An 18,478-nucleotide genomic window follows, 5' to 3' on the forward strand; every position below is an offset into this window, starting at 1 on the left:
AACCTTGTTTTGATTGATGGCTTGGCTGACAGGTGTTGGCGAAGTGCGGTAGCAATGGGGAAGCTTTGTCGAACGACAAAGTTGAAACGTTTTGATAGTGCTGATTTGTCTGGGTAGCTAATGGGCATTGATATCTCTGTCAATTATCAGTGCAGCTAATTGCCTGCCGCAGGCTTTCGCACTGTTACACCAGTGACTCGCCGTGGCATTTGATTTAAAAAAGAGGCTCCCTGTAGGCTCTACTAAAACATGTTTTAGAAGGTCACTAGTGCAACAATGCCAATTGGGGGGATTTTGGAGTTGTTACTGAACAGTTTCCTAGGTATTTTATTGGGTTTAGGTGAGGTTAGTGCAATTATCCATATGTTTGTAAGGGGTGTTATGAAAGCCTGTCGATACCTACTGTGAAAATTTTTTTGTTAGATTATAATGATGACGGATGTACGTATAAAAATAGTTTTATTGATAGAGAGTATGGTGTGGAATTAGATGACTATGGAATATGCTGAATCATTAAACTCCATATTTTTCTCGTCTAGAATTATAATTTTATAACCGTTAGTAGTGTATTATTATTTATTATTTGTATAAATTAAAGGATTAATATGGAACTCATTAAGTTAGAATTTGTAGCATTCCTTGAACAAAATGTGAGTCTTGGTCATTCTGATATTCCATTATTGATGGAACAGTTTTCTTGGATAGAGCTATTGCCTCAATTTATTCAAGAAACTAATTTAGCAACACAGGCTCAAACTAAGATAATGTCACTTACAAATCAAATCTCAGGATTTTCAATAGTTTTCAATACAGATAAGCTTCTGATTTCTCAAGATATTAGGTCGGACAGTGCCACGTCGTTTGAAGAGTTAATGAATCGGTTTAATAAGGACGTTATCGATTGTCTGGAAAAGCTGGGATCTACTTTCTATAAAGAACGGACATTCAAGAGATTTGCGTTAGTAACAACTGGTATTCAAATAGTTACGGAGGCGCAAAAGTCAATTTTTGTAGATCGTGTATGTTCTTCACTTTCAGATTCTACCGATCATATCGAACTTAAATTACGATATACGCATAGAAAAACTCTAGATGAAATTAATGAGCCTATAAATTTTAGCATAATGATCAATGATGGGATTTATGAGAAAAATGAAATCAAAACTGGAATAGCAACTAGAACGAGTTGTTTTTTAATTCAGACAGATTTCAATACTCTTGATGAAATTAGTAGCCATAGATTTAGCATTGATAATATTAAAGTTTGTTTTGATTCCCTAGTTCAATCAACGATATCAAATCTTAAATCTATCCTAAGTAAATTCTGAGGCTGCCATGAGTACTGTCAAGGATGAGAATGCTGAGAGTAATTATAAATTTTCTTACACAGAACGAACTGTTAATTCACCTCCGCCAAAAGGTTTTCAAGAAAATCATTTAAGTTATTTTAGTTTGGATAGTGATTGCTTTCCAACCGAATTTAAATCACCACCATTATTAAATTTCAATACAAAGTTGAAGAATAATGATTACATTCCTCTAGTTAATTTGAATTTTGATATTCAAAAGTCATTATCTAAAGAAGATAATCTAGATTTTGCAGCAAAGAAAATCTATCATTCTTTACGTAATTATCCATTTGAGCAAGGCTTTAACTCATTTGCCGATATAGAACTGATGAGTTTAAAGAATGAAGTTTCAGAGGCTGATTTTTATTTATTACTTCCTAAGATATGGACTTATTGTTATTCATCTCGGACAACAATAGAAGCTTTGCATTTTTTAAATTGTTTATTGAATCTTGCGAGAGATATTGATACTGATGCTTTTTGCTTGTGTGGCGTGGCTGCTGTTTCACATAAGGATTTGGAAATAAAAGAGGCTGGAATTGCACTTTTTGAAAAAATGAGAAACCCAAAGTATTGTTCAACTCTAGAGAATGTTGGTGACACTGGAATTGATTGGTTGGATCAATATCGTTTAGATGTTATAGACGAGTTGAGGAAGTTATCGTGAAATATATAATAAGGAAATTTAGTAAAGCTAAATGGTCTTTAATTCCACATGACACTGGGGATTATAAAAATTTACAGGCTGATGCTGTAACGTCATGCTTAAGAACATCTTCAAATACTTTATCTGTATGGGCGGTTGAATCAACAGACTGGGAGGATATGTATGGTGTTCTAGCAGCTTTATTTAGTAGTTCAGATACTCCGACAAGGACTGATGTAATAATAATTGAACGAGATAAAATTGAGGGTGAACTAGGAATATCTTTAGTACAAAGTGATGGTGCAACACCTGCGGTAGATATAATCAATAATTTACACTATGATTTAGTTAAAATTGACTTATTGAAGGTTGATGCTTTTGCCAACCTTATGTATCTTGAAAATATAAAACCTAAAAACCCCATGATACGCCGATTCAATGAAAATGAAGTAATAAGAATAGTAAAGGAATCAATTAGTAATAATTTAATAGATCCGGAAAAGCTTAAGCAAAGATGGCGTGATCGTCTTGAACAGTAATTAAGAAAGTGTATAAAGATTACAGCGTAAGTAAAATAGATGGGACAGGTATAACCAATACGAAAAGTTAACTCTAAATGCCACAGAAGTTCACCGATCCCCTGCGAAGTTGCTGAAGGGCGTTGAAGAAAATAGCGTGACGCAGACAGGAAGTCTGCGTAGCTTTCGGGGGGAAGGGACGCCCCATCGGAAGCGTTAGCTATTTTCGAATAAGCACGAAGCCAGTATTCAATGCATGTAACTTCGCTAGGGGCGTCTTGGAGAATCCAAGGAGGATAGGACGAGCAGTCCTCCTTGGTCGGGTGTGGGGTGAAGCCCCACGACCTTTCGGTCGCAAGACCGATCTTATACCGCGTAAGCGCGATTACTCGGGACCACTACCGTTTTGCAGCAAGGGGAGATGCAAGGCGAATAATCACCTTTTGTGATTGCGCTTATGAGCGAGAGGCAGGGATGCCAAATTGGCTGTTGTATATGGATATACTTGGGGATTGCTGTTGATCCCCTTCTTGCCCTGGTGTGGAATGGAATTCCACGACTTTGATTTTGATTTAAAAAATCAAACGAAGTTTGAATCAGCTTCTAAAACTGCATTAGCGTCGATGGTGATTGCCCCCATGAGCGAGAGGCAGGGATGCCAAACTGGCTTTTGTGTATGGATAATCTGTTCAACCACGTTTATGTAACACCAAAAATGTATTTTTATAGGGCATAAGGATTTTAAAATTAGACAGTTAGCTGGTTGGTGAATTGGCCAACTGCATTAACCACTTTTTGTGCACCATCTTGAATCTCTGACATAACCTCACCCGATTGGGTTGAGAGTGTTAACCCCTGTTGCGCTTGTTGCTTACCTTGCTCAATCATATTGACTGCACTTTCGGTTAACATTTTATTTTTTGATACTACCTCTACAATTTCCTCTGTCGCTTTACTGGTACGTGAGGCAAGTTGCCTGACTTCATCTGCAACGACTGCAAAACCGCGTCCTTGTTCTCCTGCGCGAGCGGCTTCAATTGCTGCATTTAAGGCAAGAAGATTGGTTTGATCGGCGATGCCACTGATACTTTTTACTAGCTCACCAATCATTTGAGATTGCTTATCTAATGCTTCAATGCCTTTGGCTGCATCATTCATTTGCGTCGCTAATTTATTCATCATCACAACTGTTTCTTGTAGCACTAAGCTCCCTTTTTTTGCAAAAGCATCGGTTTGTTGGGATGTGCTATAGGCTATGTCAGCCGCTTCGGATACGGCCAGTTCTCTGTTGACTTGATCTGTGATAACAGTGGCAAATTTTACGACTTTGTAGAGTTCGTTGTAGCTATCAAAAATAGGATTATAAGAGGCTTCTAACCAAACGATACGGCCATAGCTATCCACACGTTTAAAGCGATTCGCGACAAATTGTCCCTTGCATAGCTGATCCCAAAAATGCTTGTATTCTATTGAGTTATATTCTTCTGGTTCGCAAAAAATTCTATGGTGTTTACCAACAATTTGATTCTTAGTGTATCCCATCGCATTTAAAAAGTTATCGTTAGCAGTAATGACTGTACCGTCTAAGTTAAACTCAATAACAGCGGTAGAGCGCTGTAATGCTTGGTTTAAATCTTCATGTTTTTTCGAGCTTTCAATAGTACGGGTTAGATCGTTTGCATAAATAGAAAAGTGTTTTAACTTGCCATTACTGTTTTTGACGGGCTGTAAAATGGCTCGTAACCAAGCTTCCTCACCATCGCCCTTAACAATTTGTAGTGCACCTACCCAATGTTCGCATTGCTTTATGGCATTGCACATTGCTTTATAATGACTTGTGTTTCGAGCTTGCGCTGGCACCATTTCCGTTAAGTGTTTGCCGATAGGTGAGTTTTTTTGAAATAACATGTCGTCAGTAAAATTAGCGTTGATTGCTATAATTTTTCCATCAGCATCTAGCGCTAATACTAACATCTCACTATCAAGGCTTTCCCTAACTTGCCGCATTGAAAATAACTCTTCTTTCAATTGTTCATGTTCAGCCTTTAATTTTTTGTTAAATATGATCATATTGATTTCCAAGAAGTCTTAAAACGTCATTTTTATGATGAGAAACTGAGTATAGTCGATAAATTTTTTTCTACTTATATGATGCAGTCTGCTAATTAGATCAAATTGTTATGCCGATAGCTTTATATATCGTCTTTAGCGTTGAACTAAGGCTATATCACTATAACGTTGTTGTGGAGTCATCATTTAGACTTACTGGTTGGTTTTTTTGAATACTGTGTTTGGATATTTTTTCTCAAGCAGGAAGGATGTTGGATTATTCATGATGTTGAATTTATTGGTTTATTTATTTAGGATTTAAGTGTGATTGGTGTCGGGTGTGTATATCACGGTTTATTGTGGGTTAGTTATTATTTCGGGTCTTAGTATGACTTATGAATATACCGTAATTATTCAGAAAATCACTTTGTGTGGTCTACATTTCGATATCTAGAGTTCTTCATCCACTTCACTAGTCGTTAATGGGTAGCGGCCATATTCCATTATCGGAATAATCCATTTCGCTTTGGTTGAGTTGATCCACTTGTCTTTAGTTTATAGAAGTATCAATAGTCATCTTGAGTCAACAATATAACTTGGTAAGTTGAGGACAATAAGAAGTGTGGAACTGGCATCACTCTTTCAATACGAATAGTTAACTCTAATGCCACAGACGTTCACCGATCCCCTGCGAAGTTGCTGAAGGGCGAATGAAAATCGATGATGTTCGTGCTTATGAGCAGAGGCAGGAACAGCCGAACTGGAGAAAAGATAAAAGAGAGAAAAGATAGGACATGCATAACTCTTTCAATGCGAAAAGTTAACTCTAATGCGACAGAAGTTCACCGATCCCCTGCGAAGTTGTCGAAATACGCAGATAGCTCTTAGTTGTTAGAGTGGGGCCGTGGCGACATCATGGATGATGGCGCAGACTCGGGGGCACATGGATGTGCCATCTGAGCCGTTAGGCGATTTTTATTGGAGTATGAGACAGGTAACTAATGCATGTCACTTCGCTAGGGTGAGTGCTGCGTAGCAGCGTTTCGAACGAGAGCCAGGGATGGCGAACTGGCAGTTAGACAAGGACGTTGTTCGGCAAGGGAGAATCCAAGGAGGATAGGACGAGCAGTCCTCCTTGGTCGGGTGTGGGGTGAAGCCCCACGACCTTGATTTTAACTTTCTAAAGTAAAAAATTAGGGGCGATAACTCGCCCCTTAACTTTGCCCATTTATAAAGTTGCCTAAATTCAGTTTGGGCAAATTACTGAGTAAACATGATTACTCGGGATCATAATCTAACACTGGCGCCAGCCACTTCTCCGTCTCAGCTACAGTCATCCCTTTGCGCTTCGCGTAATCTTCCACTTGATCGCGGCCTATGTTACTCACGCCAAAGTAGCGCGATTTCGGGTGGGCGAAATACCAGCCCGATACTGCCGCTGTGGGGAACATGGCGTAGCTTTCGGTGATGTTCAAGTCGATAGTCTCATCGGGCTTGAGCAAGTCCCATAACAAGCCTTTTTCTGTGTGATCTGGGCATGCTGGGTAACCGGGTGCGGGGCGTATGCCTTTGTATTTCTCGCGGATTAAGGCTTCGTTGCTTAACTGCTCGTCGGCCGCATAACCCCAAAACTCTTTACGTACCCGTTCGTGCATCCGCTCAGCAAAGGCTTCGGCTAAACGGTCGGCTAAGCATTTGAGCATGATGGCGTTGTAGTCGTCGTGGTTGGCTTCAAAACGCGCCACATGTTCATCTATGCCGTGGCCTGTAGTCACCGCAAAGCCGCCCATGTAATCGGCGACGCCTGAGTCTTTTGGCGCAACAAAGTCAGATAGACAGAAGTTGTCGTTACCGACACGTTCAAGCTGCATCCGTAGGTGATGTGTGGTCATTTCGACTGTGGTGCGCGACTCATCTGTGTAGAGCTCAATGTCGTCGTAATTGACGGTATTGGCAGGGAATAAGCCGATAACCGCTTTCGCCGTGAGCCACTTTTCTTCGATGATTTGTTTGAGCATGGCCTGACCATCGGCGAATAGCTTCTGCGCTTCTTCGCCGACCACTTTATCGGTGAGGATTTCAGGGTAGTGGCCGTGCAATTCCCACGAGCGGAAAAACGGTGTCCAGTCGATACGCTCGACTAAGTCTTCTAATGGATAATTATCAAATACTTGGCGACCGAGCACGTTTGGCGTAAACGGGGTGTAGTTGGCCCAATCGTGTTGGCAGCGGTTTTCACGGGCCGCTTCGAGTGACACTATCTCTTTGCGCTTGGCTTGGGATAAACGCTTAGTGCGCATGTCGTCGTATTCAGCATAGGTTTCGTCTATGGTCGCTTGGCGTGTCTCGTTGTTGATGAGCTTGCTCACCATAGGCACGGCGCGGGACGCATCGGCGATATAAATGGCGCCATGGGGATAATGGGGCGCAATCTTCACCGCTGTGTGGATTTTAGAGCAAGTGGCACCGCCGATAATCGCCGGAATGGTTAAGCCTTCGCGGTGGAAGGTTTTCACGTTATGCACCATCTCGTCCAGACTCGGCGTGATGAGCCCCGACATGCCGATGATATCGATATTGTGTTCTTTCACGGCGTCGAGAATTCGCTCCACCGACACCATCACACCTAAATCGAATACCTCGAAACCGTTACAGGCGAGCACCACGCCGACGATATTCTTGCCGATATCGTGCACGTCACCTTTTACTGTCACCATCAAAATCTTGCCGTTAGATTGGCCTTCGACCTTTTCTAGCTCGATATAGGGGTTTAAGTAAGCCACGGCTTTTTTCATCACCCGCGCCGATTTCACCACCTGCGGCAGGAACATTTTGCCCGAGCCGAACAAGTCGCCGACCACGTTCATGCCGTCCATCAAGGCGCCTTCAATCACATCCAGCGGACGTTTCGCTTCTTGGCGCGCGGCTTCGGTGTCTTCATCGATAAATTCGGTAATGCCTTTGACGAGCGCATGGGATAAGCGTTGACTCACTGGCCAGCTGCGCCATTCTAAATCTTCTTTTTTGCCGACCTGTGCGCCATCACCGCGGAATTTCTCTGCGATTTCAAGTAACTGCTCGGTATTGCTCGAGCCTTCGACTGGGCAGGGCAAGTTAAGCACCACGTTTTCGACCCGTACTTTAAGCTCAGGGTCGATATCGTCGTAAATGGCTAACTGACCCGCGTTGACAATACCCATGTCCATGCCGACTTTGATGGCGTGGTACAGGAATACCGCGTGAATCGCTTCGCGTACTGGATTGTTACCGCGGAACGAGAACGACACGTTCGACACACCGCCCGAAATCATCGCGTGGGGCAGGGTGGCTTTAATCGCTTTGATGGCATCAATAAAATCGACTGCATAGTTGTCGTGTTCATCGATACCTGTGGCGATGGCGAAAATGTTCGGGTCGAAGATGATGTCTTCTGGCGGAAAGCCGACCTTATCAACCAGCACCCTATAAGCGCGGGTACAGATTTCGATTTTACGCGCCTTGGTATCGGCCTGACCTTGTTCGTCGAACGCCATGATAATGGCCGCCGCGCCGTAGCGTTTCACCAGTGTTGCTTGCTCGATAAACTTGGCTTCGCCTTCTTTGAGGGAAATCGAGTTAACTATGCCTTTGCCTTGAATACATTTTAGGCCAGCTTCGATGACTTCCCACTTAGAGGAATCGATCATAATCGGTACGCGGCTGATGTCGGGCTCAGAGGCGATCAAGTTTAAAAACTTGTGCATGATCTCGGCGCCATCGAGCATGCCTTCGTCCATGTTGATGTCGATGATCTGCGCGCCGCTTTCGACTTGCTCGCGGGCCACATCGAGCGCTTGCTCAAACTTACCGTCTTTGATCAGCTTTAAAAACTTGGCCGAACCTGTGACGTTGGTGCGCTCCCCCACGTTAACGAACAGGGATTGGGCATCGATAGTCAGTGGTTCCAAACCGGCTAAGCGGCAGGCGACGGGGATATCGGGTAAAACGCGCGGGTTATGTCTGTCGACCGCTTCGCGAATAACGCGGATATGTTCAGGCGTACTACCACAGCAACCACCGATAATATTGAGCATGCCTTCGCGCGCCCAATCTTCGATCACATTCGCCATGTCCTCTGGAGTTTCATCATAGCCGCCAAACTCGTTCGGCAGGCCCGCGTTCGGATGCGCCGACACATAACACTCACTGATGCGGGATAATTCTTCGACGTACGGGCGCAGCTCTTTTGGTCCGAGCGCACAGTTAAGGCCGATAGATAATGGCTTGATATGGCGCAGGGAATTATAAAAAGCTTCGGTGGTTTGACCGGTAAGGGTGCGGCCAGAGGCATCGGTAATGGTGCCCGAGATCATGATAGGTAAGCGGTCACTCGAATGCTGGCCAAATAAGTCATCAAATACCGATTCAATCGCAAACAGTGCAGCCTTGGCGTTTAAGGTATCGAATATGGTCTCGACCATAATGATATCCGCGCCGCCTTCAATCAGCGCCTTAGTGGATTCTTTGTAAGCAGTCACTAACTCATCGAAGCTGACGTTGCGATATCCTGGGTCGTTCACATCTGGACTAATCGAACAAGTACGGTTAGTGGGGCCTAACACACCGGCGACGTAGCGTGGAATGCCTGTGGCAGCAAAGACTTCATCACAGGCTTGACGGGCGAGTCGGGCGCCGGCTAAGTTAATTTCGGCGGACAGCGACTGCATGTCGTAGTCGGCCATGGCAATAGTCGTAGCATTAAAGGTGTTGGTTTCAATGATGTCGGCACCGGCGTTTAAGTAGTCGGTGTGAATTTGTTTGATGATGTGGGGTTGCGACAACACCAATAAATCGTTGTTGCCTTTGACGTCAGTGTGCCAATCTTTAAAGCGTTCGCCGCGATAATCCTCTTCTTCGAGCTTGTGGTCTTGGATCATAGTGCCCATAGCACCGTCTAAGATTAGAATGCGCTCAGCAAGCTGTTTACGAATGTCTGCCAATATCTGGCCGGCTTTGGTAGAGGGTATCGTCATAAATAATTACCTTAAATACAGCTAAGTTAAGTCCAAGCATCGACCCTTGTTATGCTAAGTGCAGGGTAAAGCGTGTTGTGCAGTCCAGATATCGGCTCTCGTTATCGACCCTAGTGAGTGATCTAAATTAGCTAACTTAGTTAGGCTAAGTGCATTCCATTCTGCTCGGTCGACATGTTGACTACTCGTTTTAGTTATTCATTGTTAGAGATTGGTTTTGGACATTTAAACGTATAGACGTCCATAATACGCGACTTATGATTGTCAGGGCAAGGTCAAAATTGACTGACGACAATTGAGTCCTATCAGCACTTTTCACCCAGTTTAACGGCTCTTTTTGTAGGACTAGTTGTAGAGCTAGTTGTTGGGCTAGGGCGTAATTGAGTATATAGGACGACGGGTCTAATGTGGGCTTTCAACAAAATGTGCCACGAGTGATAGACATAGGAATACGATGAAACAAGTTCGATTGTTATTGTTACGCCACGGCGAGTGTGAAGGCGGCGCAATTTTACGCGGCCGTGTGGATGTGCCTTTGAGTGAAAAGGGCTGGCAGCAAATGTCGGCAGCGGTTGAGGCGCAGGCAAGTACCTGCAGCGCGATTTATAGTTCGACTTCACGCCGCTGCGGCGAATTTGCCCAAGCCTTTGCCGCCGAATTGCATTCGACGGCGGCATTGATATCTGAGTCAAGGCCATTGCAGGCGCAGTTTTTATCGGGTTTACAGGAAATTGATTTTGGTGATTGGGACGGTCGTCGGCTCGATGAGCTGTATCAGCAAGAGGGCGAATGCTTAGCGGCCTATTGGCAGAACCCTTGGCAAACACCGCCGCCCAATGGTGAGACTATGGCAAGCTTCGAGTCGCGGGTGAATGGCGCCATTGACCAGATACTCGCCGCCGAGTTTGAACGATTGACCGTCGACTCACATAACGCCGAGCAGGCTGTGGGAGCGAGTCTGGGAGTGAGCGTGGCTGCGGGCGAACTGGCTGCCAAAGTATGGGTGGTGACCCACGGCGGAGTGATCCGTCATTTAATGGCGCGCGCCCTTGGGGTTGAACGGGCGGTGGGCTTTTACAGTCAACTCGATTTACCCGTGGCGGCCGTGGTGAGCATTAATGTGCTGCAGGATGAGCACGGCGTTTGTTACTGGCGTTTAGATTGGCCGAGCGGGCGCTGCGAGTGATCCGCGTTGCCCTAAGGTGAAGATTTTTCTTGTCTTACCAGCGTGATTGTCGATTGCCTATTAAGGTAAATATAGGATAATGCTTTTTCCTGACGTCCCCTGACGCACGCGGCCTTGCAAGGCTGGTGGCAGTGTACCGGATGACGTCACAGAAATAGGTGTTGGGAGTTTTGAGTCGTGCGAGTGTGTTCTGTGGCAGTTATGGCCGAGACACGCTGCAAAGGCTTGAAATCAATCTCAACATAATAGGGAATCGGGGAGCTGCTTGTCAGTCAGCCCGAACTGTGCCCGCAACTGTGAGTGACTTTTTATATTGTTTTCAATAGAAAAGTGACGAGTCAGGAGACCTGCCTATTTCTGTTATCGCTGCGTGCAGCCTTAGTTCTCGAGCGGGTGACTCGAGGGAGCCGATGACAATGTGCACAACCTTTTTTAATTCAGGTTTGGACTCGCTAGGAGCACCACTTTGGTGAAACTCTCTGCCATCCAAACGAGCCATGCTTTGAATGACAGCGACACTCGCCCGTCAGCGAGCCAGACGGTCGCGCTCGATGTCAGCCAGTTAAGCTGGTGTATCGATGGCAAAACCATTCTTTCCAATATTAACTTTGCGCTGCCAACGGGGCAGATGTTGGGTTTGATTGGGCCTAACGGTGCGGGTAAGTCTAGCTTGCTACGCTGTTTGTATCGGTTTGTTCGCCCGACTCAGGGCAAAATTACCCTGTTTGATCAAGATATTGAGCGTTTGTCGCCCAAGGCGTTTGCCTGCCGCGTCGCTGTAGTGCAGCAAGACACGCCGCACTATTTTGATTTAACCACAGAGCAATTGGTCAGCATGGGCTTAACACCGCATAAGGGCATGTTCGATACCAATTCGAGCTGTGATGGCGAGCGCATTACCAAAGCCTTAGAGAAAGTCGGCCTCAGTCATAAAATGCATCAACAGTACGAGCACTTATCCGGCGGTGAAAAGCAGCGTGCCTTGATCGCCCGCGCCATAGTGCAGCAGCCGCAACTGTTGATCCTCGACGAGCCAACCAATCACCTCGATGTGCGTTATCAAATCCAAATCCTCGAATTAGTGCGTAGCCTTGGCATCAGCGTGATTGCCTCTATTCACGATCTCAATTTAGCCAGCGCCCTGTGCGACAGTTTATTGTTGATCCATAACGGTGAAGTCAGCGCTATGGGCACGCCAACTGAGGTATTAACCGAGGCGCGAATTGGTGATGTGTTCGGCGTGTGCGCTCAGGTGTCGACCCATCCACAACATAAAAAGCCCTTAATCAGCTACTTTTATGGCTACCATGATTCGACGCACAACATGGCTAATGCTTTGGCTGAGCGAGGCGAGGGCGGATGATTCAGGGAGTAAACAGCATTTCATCTTACATTTGGGGCGTATCGTGACACCTTTGACGAGACAACAACTGATGCTGGTCGCATTAGGCATAATCACTTTGATAACCCCCATTGCCGCCACGAGTTTTGGCGCGGCGAACATCAGTTTTATGGATGTTATCCAAGTGTTTATCAATAAAATGGCCAACCTCACTCAAGCCAATGGCATGACGGAGCGCATCGTGATGGAGCTCAGACTGCCGCGTATTTTACTGGCCTTTGTGGCGGGTGCGGGCTTGTCTTTGGCGGGCAGCGTGCTGCAAACCGTGACCCGCAATCCATTGGCCGACCCTTATCTGTTTGGCATTAGCTCAGGCGCGTCCTTTGGCGCTGTGGTGATGTTGACGTTATTTACGGGGTCTGGATTTTTTGAGAATACGGGTATGGCGGCGAACTCGGGGATTTTTAGTGGCTCGGGCGCCTTGTCGGGTTTGCTTTGGTTTAGCTTGCCCTTCGGCGCTTTTATTGGCGCCAGTTTGTCGGTACTGATAGTGCTGGCCTTGTCTGGCCTTGGGCTCAATAGCCAAGTGGAGCGCATGTTGCTCTCAGGCGTGGCGACCTCCTTTATGTTCGGCGCGCTAACGAGTCTGCTGCTGTATTTCGCCAGTCCGCAGGCGACGGCTTCTGTTTTGTTTTGGAGTTTAGGCAGTTTTGCCAAGGCCAGTTGGTCCTTATTAGTGCTGCCGACACTGGTGATTGGCGCGAGTTTGTTCATTATTTTAGGCATGAAACGGCAGATCATGGCGTTGCAAGCGGGGGATGAAACGGCGCATACCTTAGGGGTGAATGTGCCTAAGTTGCGACTCAATATGTTGCTGCTCTGCTCCTTGATTACCGCGATTTTGGTCGCCACCTGCGGCGGTATTGGCTTTGTCGGATTAATGATCCCCCACACAGTGCGCATGCTGTTTCCCGGTCGTCAGCCGATTATTTTAACGGCGCTGGTGGGCGGATTATTTATGGTGTGGATTGATGTGCTGGCGCGCTGTTTGTTAGGCAATCAAGAGTTGCCCGTGGGGATTATCACGGCGGCCATAGGTAGCATGTTCTTTTTGCTGATTTTGCGTAAACGCAGAGTCATGGCGTAAACACCTAGTCAGAACGTAATCCTAGAGTCATCTAGCAAGCGCAGACTGGCGAGATAATCAGCATTTTTGTTGATATCTGCCCCGCGATTGGAAATGCAAAATTGGACATGTTAGTCATAGACGCAGGATGCGTTGTGGTTATTTAAGATAATAAGTGGAGTGTGGATGTCTCAGTCAGCCGTGTCTTTTCAAATCAGCCCTGTGAGTAAAGCGCAGGATCCGCTGATCCAGCAAAAAATTGATCTTAAGACTAAGCCGCCCGGCGCCTTAGGTCAGCTCGAATCCTTAGCCTTACAGATTGCCCGCGTGCAAGCGACTGATTCACAACAAACGGATCAGCCACAAAATACTGTGCTGAAAATCGTTCATCCAACCATGTTAGTGTTTGCGGGTGATCATGGTATTGCCGCAGAAGGCGTGTCGATTGCCCCTAGCGAAGTGACGCGCCAAATGGTGCAAAACTTTGCCCATGGCGGCGCGGCGATTAACGTTTTTTGTCGGCAGGTGGGCTTTAGGCTCGAAGTGATCGATTGCGGCATTTTAACGCCAGTCGAAGGGGTTGAAGGCATTATCGATCAACGTCTTGGCGCGGGCACAGGGGCGATTCATTTAGAGCCCGCGATGGCGCTGGAAACCGTCGATAAAGGCTTTGCGATGGCGCGCGATTTAATTGAACGTCACCATCAAGCAGGTTGTAACTTAGTCGCCTTTGGCGAAATGGGCATAGGCAATACCTCAGCGGCGGCGGCCATTATGGCGGCGATCATGCAGCTCGATGTGATTGATTGTGTCGGCCGTGGCACGGGCATTAATAGCGAAACCTTAGAACGTAAACTGATGCTGATTGAGCTGGCGTTATTGCTGCATCAAAGTGCCTTAACTGGGCCCAAATCAGTGCTAGCTTGCCTTGGTGGCTTTGAAATTGTGCAGATGACGGGCGCGATGTTAGCTGCTGCCGAGCGCAAAATGCTGGTGGTTGTGGACGGTTTTATCGCCACGGCGGCAGCATTAGTCGCGGTGCAAATCGCCCCTAATGTGCGCGATTATTTGATTTTCGCCCACCAGTCAGACGAGCAAGGCCATCAGCGGATGTTAGAATTTTTGCAGGCGAAACCTTTATTATCACTCGGGCTGAGATTAGGTGAAGGTACGGGCGCAGCTTTGGCGTTGCCGCTTATTCAAGCCTCAGTAAATTTTTACAATCAAATGGCGAGTTTTAGTGATGCGGGGATTGAGGCTGTTGTATGATGTGCTCTGCTAAGTCGCTTATTTTACTTATTTAAAATAATAACTTTTTAGCCAACCGTTTTAATCTTAAACCTTGCAGCAAGTGTTAATTCACTAAGGATGCTTTATGTCAGAACGCGAAAGCTGGCACAAAGAGATAGATTTGTTTTTAGTTGCCATGGGCTATTTTACCCGCATTCCTATGCCTAAATGGGTCGAAGTCGATAGCGATAAGTTGAATAAGGCCAGCCGTTATTTCGGTCTCGTCGGTCTTTTGGTCGGCCTGTTAAGTGCCATTGTATTTTGGCTGACGCAGAACTGGCTCCCCGCCGGCGTCTCTGTGCTGTTAGCTATGTTGGTTGGCGTCTTGCTCACGGGCGGATTTCACGAGGATGGCCTAGCCGATACCTTCGACGGTTTTGGCGGTGGTTGGACGGCGGAAGACAAGCTACGGATCATGAAGGACTCGCGCCTTGGCAGTTATGGCGCACTGGCGTTGATGTTGGCCCTGCTGCTGAAATGGCAGTTGTTAGTCGAGTTGGCGCTGTACGATCCTGTGGTCGCGGGCTCGGCGCTTATCGTCGCGCACACAGTCAGCCGCGTGGTATCAGCCAGTATCATCTTTAGTGAAAAATATGTCCGCGATGACGAGACCAGTAAGTCTAAGCCGCTATCGCAACATCAAGGCATTAATGAGTTGCTTATCCTGATCGCCAGTGGCGTATTAGTGTTGTTATTCCTCAAGGGGTTAGCGGCATTGTCATTGCTATTGGTGATGATAGGACTGCGCCGTTTGATCATAGTTATTTTTAGACGCCAGATTGGCGGTTACACGGGTGATACCTTAGGCGCGGCGCAGCAAATAGCTGAAATCGTGTGTTATTTTGTATTGCTCGTTGTAGGTAACATACTGTGATCCACCTCGTCCTAGGCGGCGCCCGTAGCGGTAAGAGTCGCTACGGTGAAGCCTTAGTGCGCCAGTACACTGCGCTCGGCTTCGATGCCTGCTATGTGGCCACGGCGCAGGCGCTGGATGATGAAATGGCGAGCCGTATCGCCAAGCATCAAGCGGGACGAACGGACGATGGTATCGAATGGCAATTGTTTGAAGAATCGCTCGCCCTTACGGCACTGTTAAAACGCTTAGCAAAACCTGGGCGAGTGATTTTAGTGGACTGTTTAACCCTTTGGTTAACCAATCAATTACTCGCATCCAACGCCAAGGTTGATGATGAGCCGGCGCCGACAGAGTGGAATGCGACAGACTTTATACCGTCTGCCAGTTCAATCTCTAACGATGAAGCTTTGGAGAATTGGCAGGCAGAGAAAACCGCTTTTGTGGATTCCCTTGCTGAGCTCGAAGGTGTGGTGGTGTTGATCAGTAACGAAGTCGGTTCTGGTATCGTGCCCTTAGGTGAATTGAGCCGACAATTTGTTGATGAAGCGGGCTGGTTAAACCAAGCCGTTGCCGCCTTAGCTGACAATGTCACCTTAGTGGTCGCGGGTTTACCCTTGGCACTCAAACCACTGTAATCTAAATCAGTTAAGTGATGTTGAGACTGAGCTTTTATCTTTATCCCTGCAAACTAAAATAAGTTTTTAACCTTATGCCTTCTTCAAACACAGACAACACAGGCTGTGCCAATGCACTCGATACCGCTAATACCGTTGTTATGAATCCTGCTGCTAATTCGCTTCGGCGCGCAAAAGTCTTGATGGTGCAGGGCACAACATCGGATGCGGGCAAGAGCACCTTAGTGGCGGGGATTTGTCGTTTGCTCACTCGTCAGGGGATTAAGGTTGCGCCTTTTAAACCGCAAAATATGGCGCTCAATAGCGCTGTAACTATTGATGGCGGCGAGATTGGCCGCGCACAGGCGTTGCAAGCCGCGGCCTGTTATCTTGAGCCCCATACCGATTTTAATCCCATACTGCTTAAACCTAGCTCGGACACGGGCGCGCAAATTATCGTTCATGGCAAAGCCCTGACGACGCTGGAAGCCTCTGCATTTTTTGGGCCTAAATCTAAGGATTACAAGGCAATGGCGCTCGGCGCTGTGCTGGAATCCTTCGAGCGATTAAGTGCCCAGTATCAAACCATAGTGGTGGAAGGCGCGGGCAGTCCAGCGGAGATCAATCTGCGCGAGGGCGATATTGCCAACATGGGATTTGCCGAAGCCGTAGATTGCCCCGTGATCATCATTGCCGATATCGATAAGGGCGGCGTATTTGCCCATTTGGTCGGGACGCTGGCGCTATTATCTGAGTCTGAACAGGCGCGGGTAAAGGGCTTTGTGATCAATCGTTTCCGTGGTGATATTAGCCTGTTGCAATCTGGCCTCGATTGGCTTGAAGCTTATACGAACAAGCCTGTTTTAGGCGTGTTACCTTATCTGCATGATTTGCATCTCGATGCCGAAGATGCGCTGATAAGCTCGCCGACCAAAGGCGTGAACAGCCGCTTAAAAGTGCGGGTATTAGTGTACCCAAGGATCAGTAATCATACGGATTTTGATCCGCTGCGGTTGCATCCCGATATCGATTTTGACTATGTGTCATTGCAAACCCAAGCCGCGAGTCACGCCACTCATTTACCCGCTGCCGATTTATTGATCTTGCCCGGCAGTAAGAATGTGCGCGCCGATTTGGCCTTTTTACGCCAGCAAGGTTGGGATAAAGATATTGCCACACACCTGCGTTACGGCGGCAAAGTGCTCGGTATTTGCGGTGGTTACCAAATGTTAGGCCAAAGTATTGCCGATCCCTTAGGGATTGAAGACAGTGCGGGCGATACCGAAGGACTAGGCTACTTACCATTGAGCACAGAACTGAAAGCCGATAAACAGTTACGGCGGGTGAGCGGTGAGCTAACGTTACTTGGGCAAAAGGTTGCAGTGCAGGGCTATGAAATCCACTGCGGCGAATCACGTTATCTTATCCCTAGGCTTGAACAAACGAATGCGCCCTTGCAGTTAATCCCTGAATCGACAAGCTTAGCTGTGCCTGCGATGAGTTTTGCCGATGGCCTGCAAAGTGATGATGGGCAAATCTTAGGTACTTATTTACACGGGCTGTTTGATAGCCCTGATGCCTGTCAGTTGATTTTGCGCTGGGCGGGATTAAACGATGCTAAGACCATAGATATCAATCAAATACGTGAGCAGCAACTCGAGCGTTTAGCCGATGTGCTAGCCGAGCATCTAGACATGCAAAAATTACAGACTATTTTGGATGCTGCAGTTCGGCGTTGAATTCGGCAAAGAACGGATATTAAGAGAGCGGCATTTACAAATTGAACCATTTATACAAGCAGACATTTTTAGCAGCAGAGTGAAGAGAAGACCATGACAGCACAGAACGACAATGAACAAGCGCAAATCAAGGCCGAACGCCACAAGGCTCGCCAACAAAAAGTGAAAGCCGGTGTGGATGCTAAAATTGCCGCCGCCCAAGAAGAAAAGGGTATTTTGCTGGTATTAACTGGTAACGGTAAAGGCAAGTCGACCTCAGGTTTTGGCACGGTCGCCCGCGCCGTCGGTCACGGTAAAAAAGCCGCGGTAGTGCAATTTATCAAAGGCACTTGGGAGTGCGGTGAGCGCAATTTACTCGAAGGTGCAGGGGTTGAGTTTCATGTGATGGGCACAGGTTTTACCTGGGAAACCCAAGATAAAGAAAAGGATACCGCCGCCGCTGTACTCGCTTGGGAAGCCGCTGAAAAGCTGCTGCAAGATGAGTCGATTGACTGCTTGATGCTGGATGAGCTGACCTACATGGTGAGCTATCACTATCTGGATGTGGAACGCGTGCTCAATGCACTCAAAAATCGTCCACCGATGCAGCATGTTATTATCACAGGCCGTGCTTGTCATCGGGCGATTATCGAATTAGCTGATACGGTCAGCGAAGTGCAACCGTTGAAACACGCATTCGAAGCGGGTATCAAGGCACAGCAAGGTTTTGATTACTAATCGAACTTGGTAAAAGTCGGCGTATAAGCGACTA

The 18,478-nt window shown here is 46.8% G+C and carries 13 protein-coding genes, 1 pseudogene and 1 riboswitch; of the genes and pseudogenes, 11 read left to right on the forward strand and 3 right to left on the reverse strand.

The window, feature by feature from the left end; genetic code table 11:
* Positions 1-605 precede the first annotated feature (605 nt).
* The 3 genes from OX890_RS06660 to OX890_RS06670 are packed head-to-tail and all read left to right on the forward strand — an operon-like array spanning position 606 to position 2,534.
* Entirely contained in the window at positions 606-1,328 is a 723-nt protein-coding gene (locus tag OX890_RS06660; RefSeq protein ID WP_268650301.1) for a hypothetical protein, read from the forward strand.
* A gap of 7 nt (positions 1,329-1,335) precedes the next feature.
* On the forward strand, positions 1,336-2,016 hold the full coding sequence (locus OX890_RS06665) for a hypothetical protein (RefSeq protein WP_268650302.1): 681 nt from the start codon (positions 1,336-1,338) through the stop codon (positions 2,014-2,016).
* On the forward strand, positions 2,013-2,534 hold the full coding sequence (locus OX890_RS06670; RefSeq protein WP_268650303.1) for a hypothetical protein: 522 nt from the start codon (positions 2,013-2,015) through the stop codon (positions 2,532-2,534). The genes OX890_RS06665 and OX890_RS06670 overlap by 4 nt, the downstream gene beginning before the upstream one ends.
* Before the next feature lie 726 nt (positions 2,535-3,260).
* Here the strand turns inward: OX890_RS06670 and OX890_RS21205 are convergent.
* The 3 genes and pseudogenes from OX890_RS21205 to metH all read right to left on the reverse strand — a co-directional run bounded on the left by OX890_RS21205 (position 3,261) and on the right by metH (position 9,574).
* Positions 3,261-3,695, reverse strand: coding sequence for a methyl-accepting chemotaxis protein (locus OX890_RS21205; RefSeq protein WP_371824898.1), 435 nt, complete (start codon positions 3,693-3,695; stop codon positions 3,261-3,263).
* 111 nt (positions 3,696-3,806) lie between these two features.
* Positions 3,807-4,583, reverse strand: a pseudogene (locus tag OX890_RS21210) (PAS domain-containing protein); the annotation flags it as partial.
* A 1,256-nt stretch (positions 4,584-5,839) separates the two neighbouring features.
* Positions 5,840-9,574 (reverse strand): methionine synthase, encoded by a 3,735-nt coding sequence (metH, locus tag OX890_RS06680; protein WP_268650306.1) that lies wholly within the window; start codon positions 9,572-9,574, stop codon positions 5,840-5,842.
* Between the two features lie 454 nt (positions 9,575-10,028).
* Between metH and OX890_RS06685 the strand changes: the two genes are divergently transcribed.
* From OX890_RS06685 to cobO, 8 genes are all read left to right on the forward strand, one after another.
* The gene (locus tag OX890_RS06685) at positions 10,029-10,760 is read left to right on the forward strand and encodes a histidine phosphatase family protein (protein ID WP_268650307.1); all 732 of its coding nucleotides are present in this window, start codon (positions 10,029-10,031) and stop codon (positions 10,758-10,760) included.
* Positions 10,761-10,964: 204 nt separating this feature from the next.
* A riboswitch (cobalamin riboswitch) is annotated at positions 10,965-11,129 on the forward strand.
* A 100-nt stretch (positions 11,130-11,229) separates the two neighbouring features.
* Positions 11,230-12,123, forward strand: coding sequence for an ABC transporter ATP-binding protein (locus tag OX890_RS06690; RefSeq protein WP_268650308.1), 894 nt, complete (start codon positions 11,230-11,232; stop codon positions 12,121-12,123).
* Entirely contained in the window at positions 12,092-13,249 is a 1,158-nt protein-coding gene (locus OX890_RS06695; protein WP_268650599.1) for a FecCD family ABC transporter permease, read from the forward strand. Before OX890_RS06690 ends, OX890_RS06695 begins: the two co-directional genes overlap by 32 nt.
* Positions 13,250-13,414: 165 nt before the next feature.
* Positions 13,415-14,497, forward strand: a complete 1,083-nt coding sequence (gene cobT / locus OX890_RS06700) for a nicotinate-nucleotide--dimethylbenzimidazole phosphoribosyltransferase (RefSeq protein ID WP_268650310.1) — start codon at positions 13,415-13,417, stop codon at positions 14,495-14,497.
* A 106-nt stretch (positions 14,498-14,603) separates the two neighbouring features.
* On the forward strand, positions 14,604-15,392 hold the full coding sequence (locus OX890_RS06705) for an adenosylcobinamide-GDP ribazoletransferase (protein WP_006082834.1): 789 nt from the start codon (positions 14,604-14,606) through the stop codon (positions 15,390-15,392).
* Positions 15,389-16,009, forward strand: coding sequence for a bifunctional adenosylcobinamide kinase/adenosylcobinamide-phosphate guanylyltransferase (cobU, locus tag OX890_RS06710; RefSeq protein WP_268650311.1), 621 nt, complete (start codon positions 15,389-15,391; stop codon positions 16,007-16,009). Before OX890_RS06705 ends, cobU begins: the two co-directional genes overlap by 4 nt.
* Before the next feature lie 74 nt (positions 16,010-16,083).
* Positions 16,084-17,727, forward strand: a complete 1,644-nt coding sequence (locus tag OX890_RS06715; RefSeq protein WP_268650312.1) for a cobyric acid synthase — start codon at positions 16,084-16,086, stop codon at positions 17,725-17,727.
* A 93-nt stretch (positions 17,728-17,820) separates the two neighbouring features.
* The gene (gene cobO / locus OX890_RS06720) at positions 17,821-18,444 is read left to right on the forward strand and encodes a cob(I)yrinic acid a,c-diamide adenosyltransferase (RefSeq protein WP_006082831.1); all 624 of its coding nucleotides are present in this window, start codon (positions 17,821-17,823) and stop codon (positions 18,442-18,444) included.
* Positions 18,445-18,478: the final 34 nt, after the last annotated feature.

It is taken from the genome of Shewanella sp. DAU305 (genome assembly GCF_026802235.1).
Classification (GTDB): domain Bacteria; phylum Pseudomonadota; class Gammaproteobacteria; order Enterobacterales; family Shewanellaceae; genus Shewanella; species Shewanella baltica.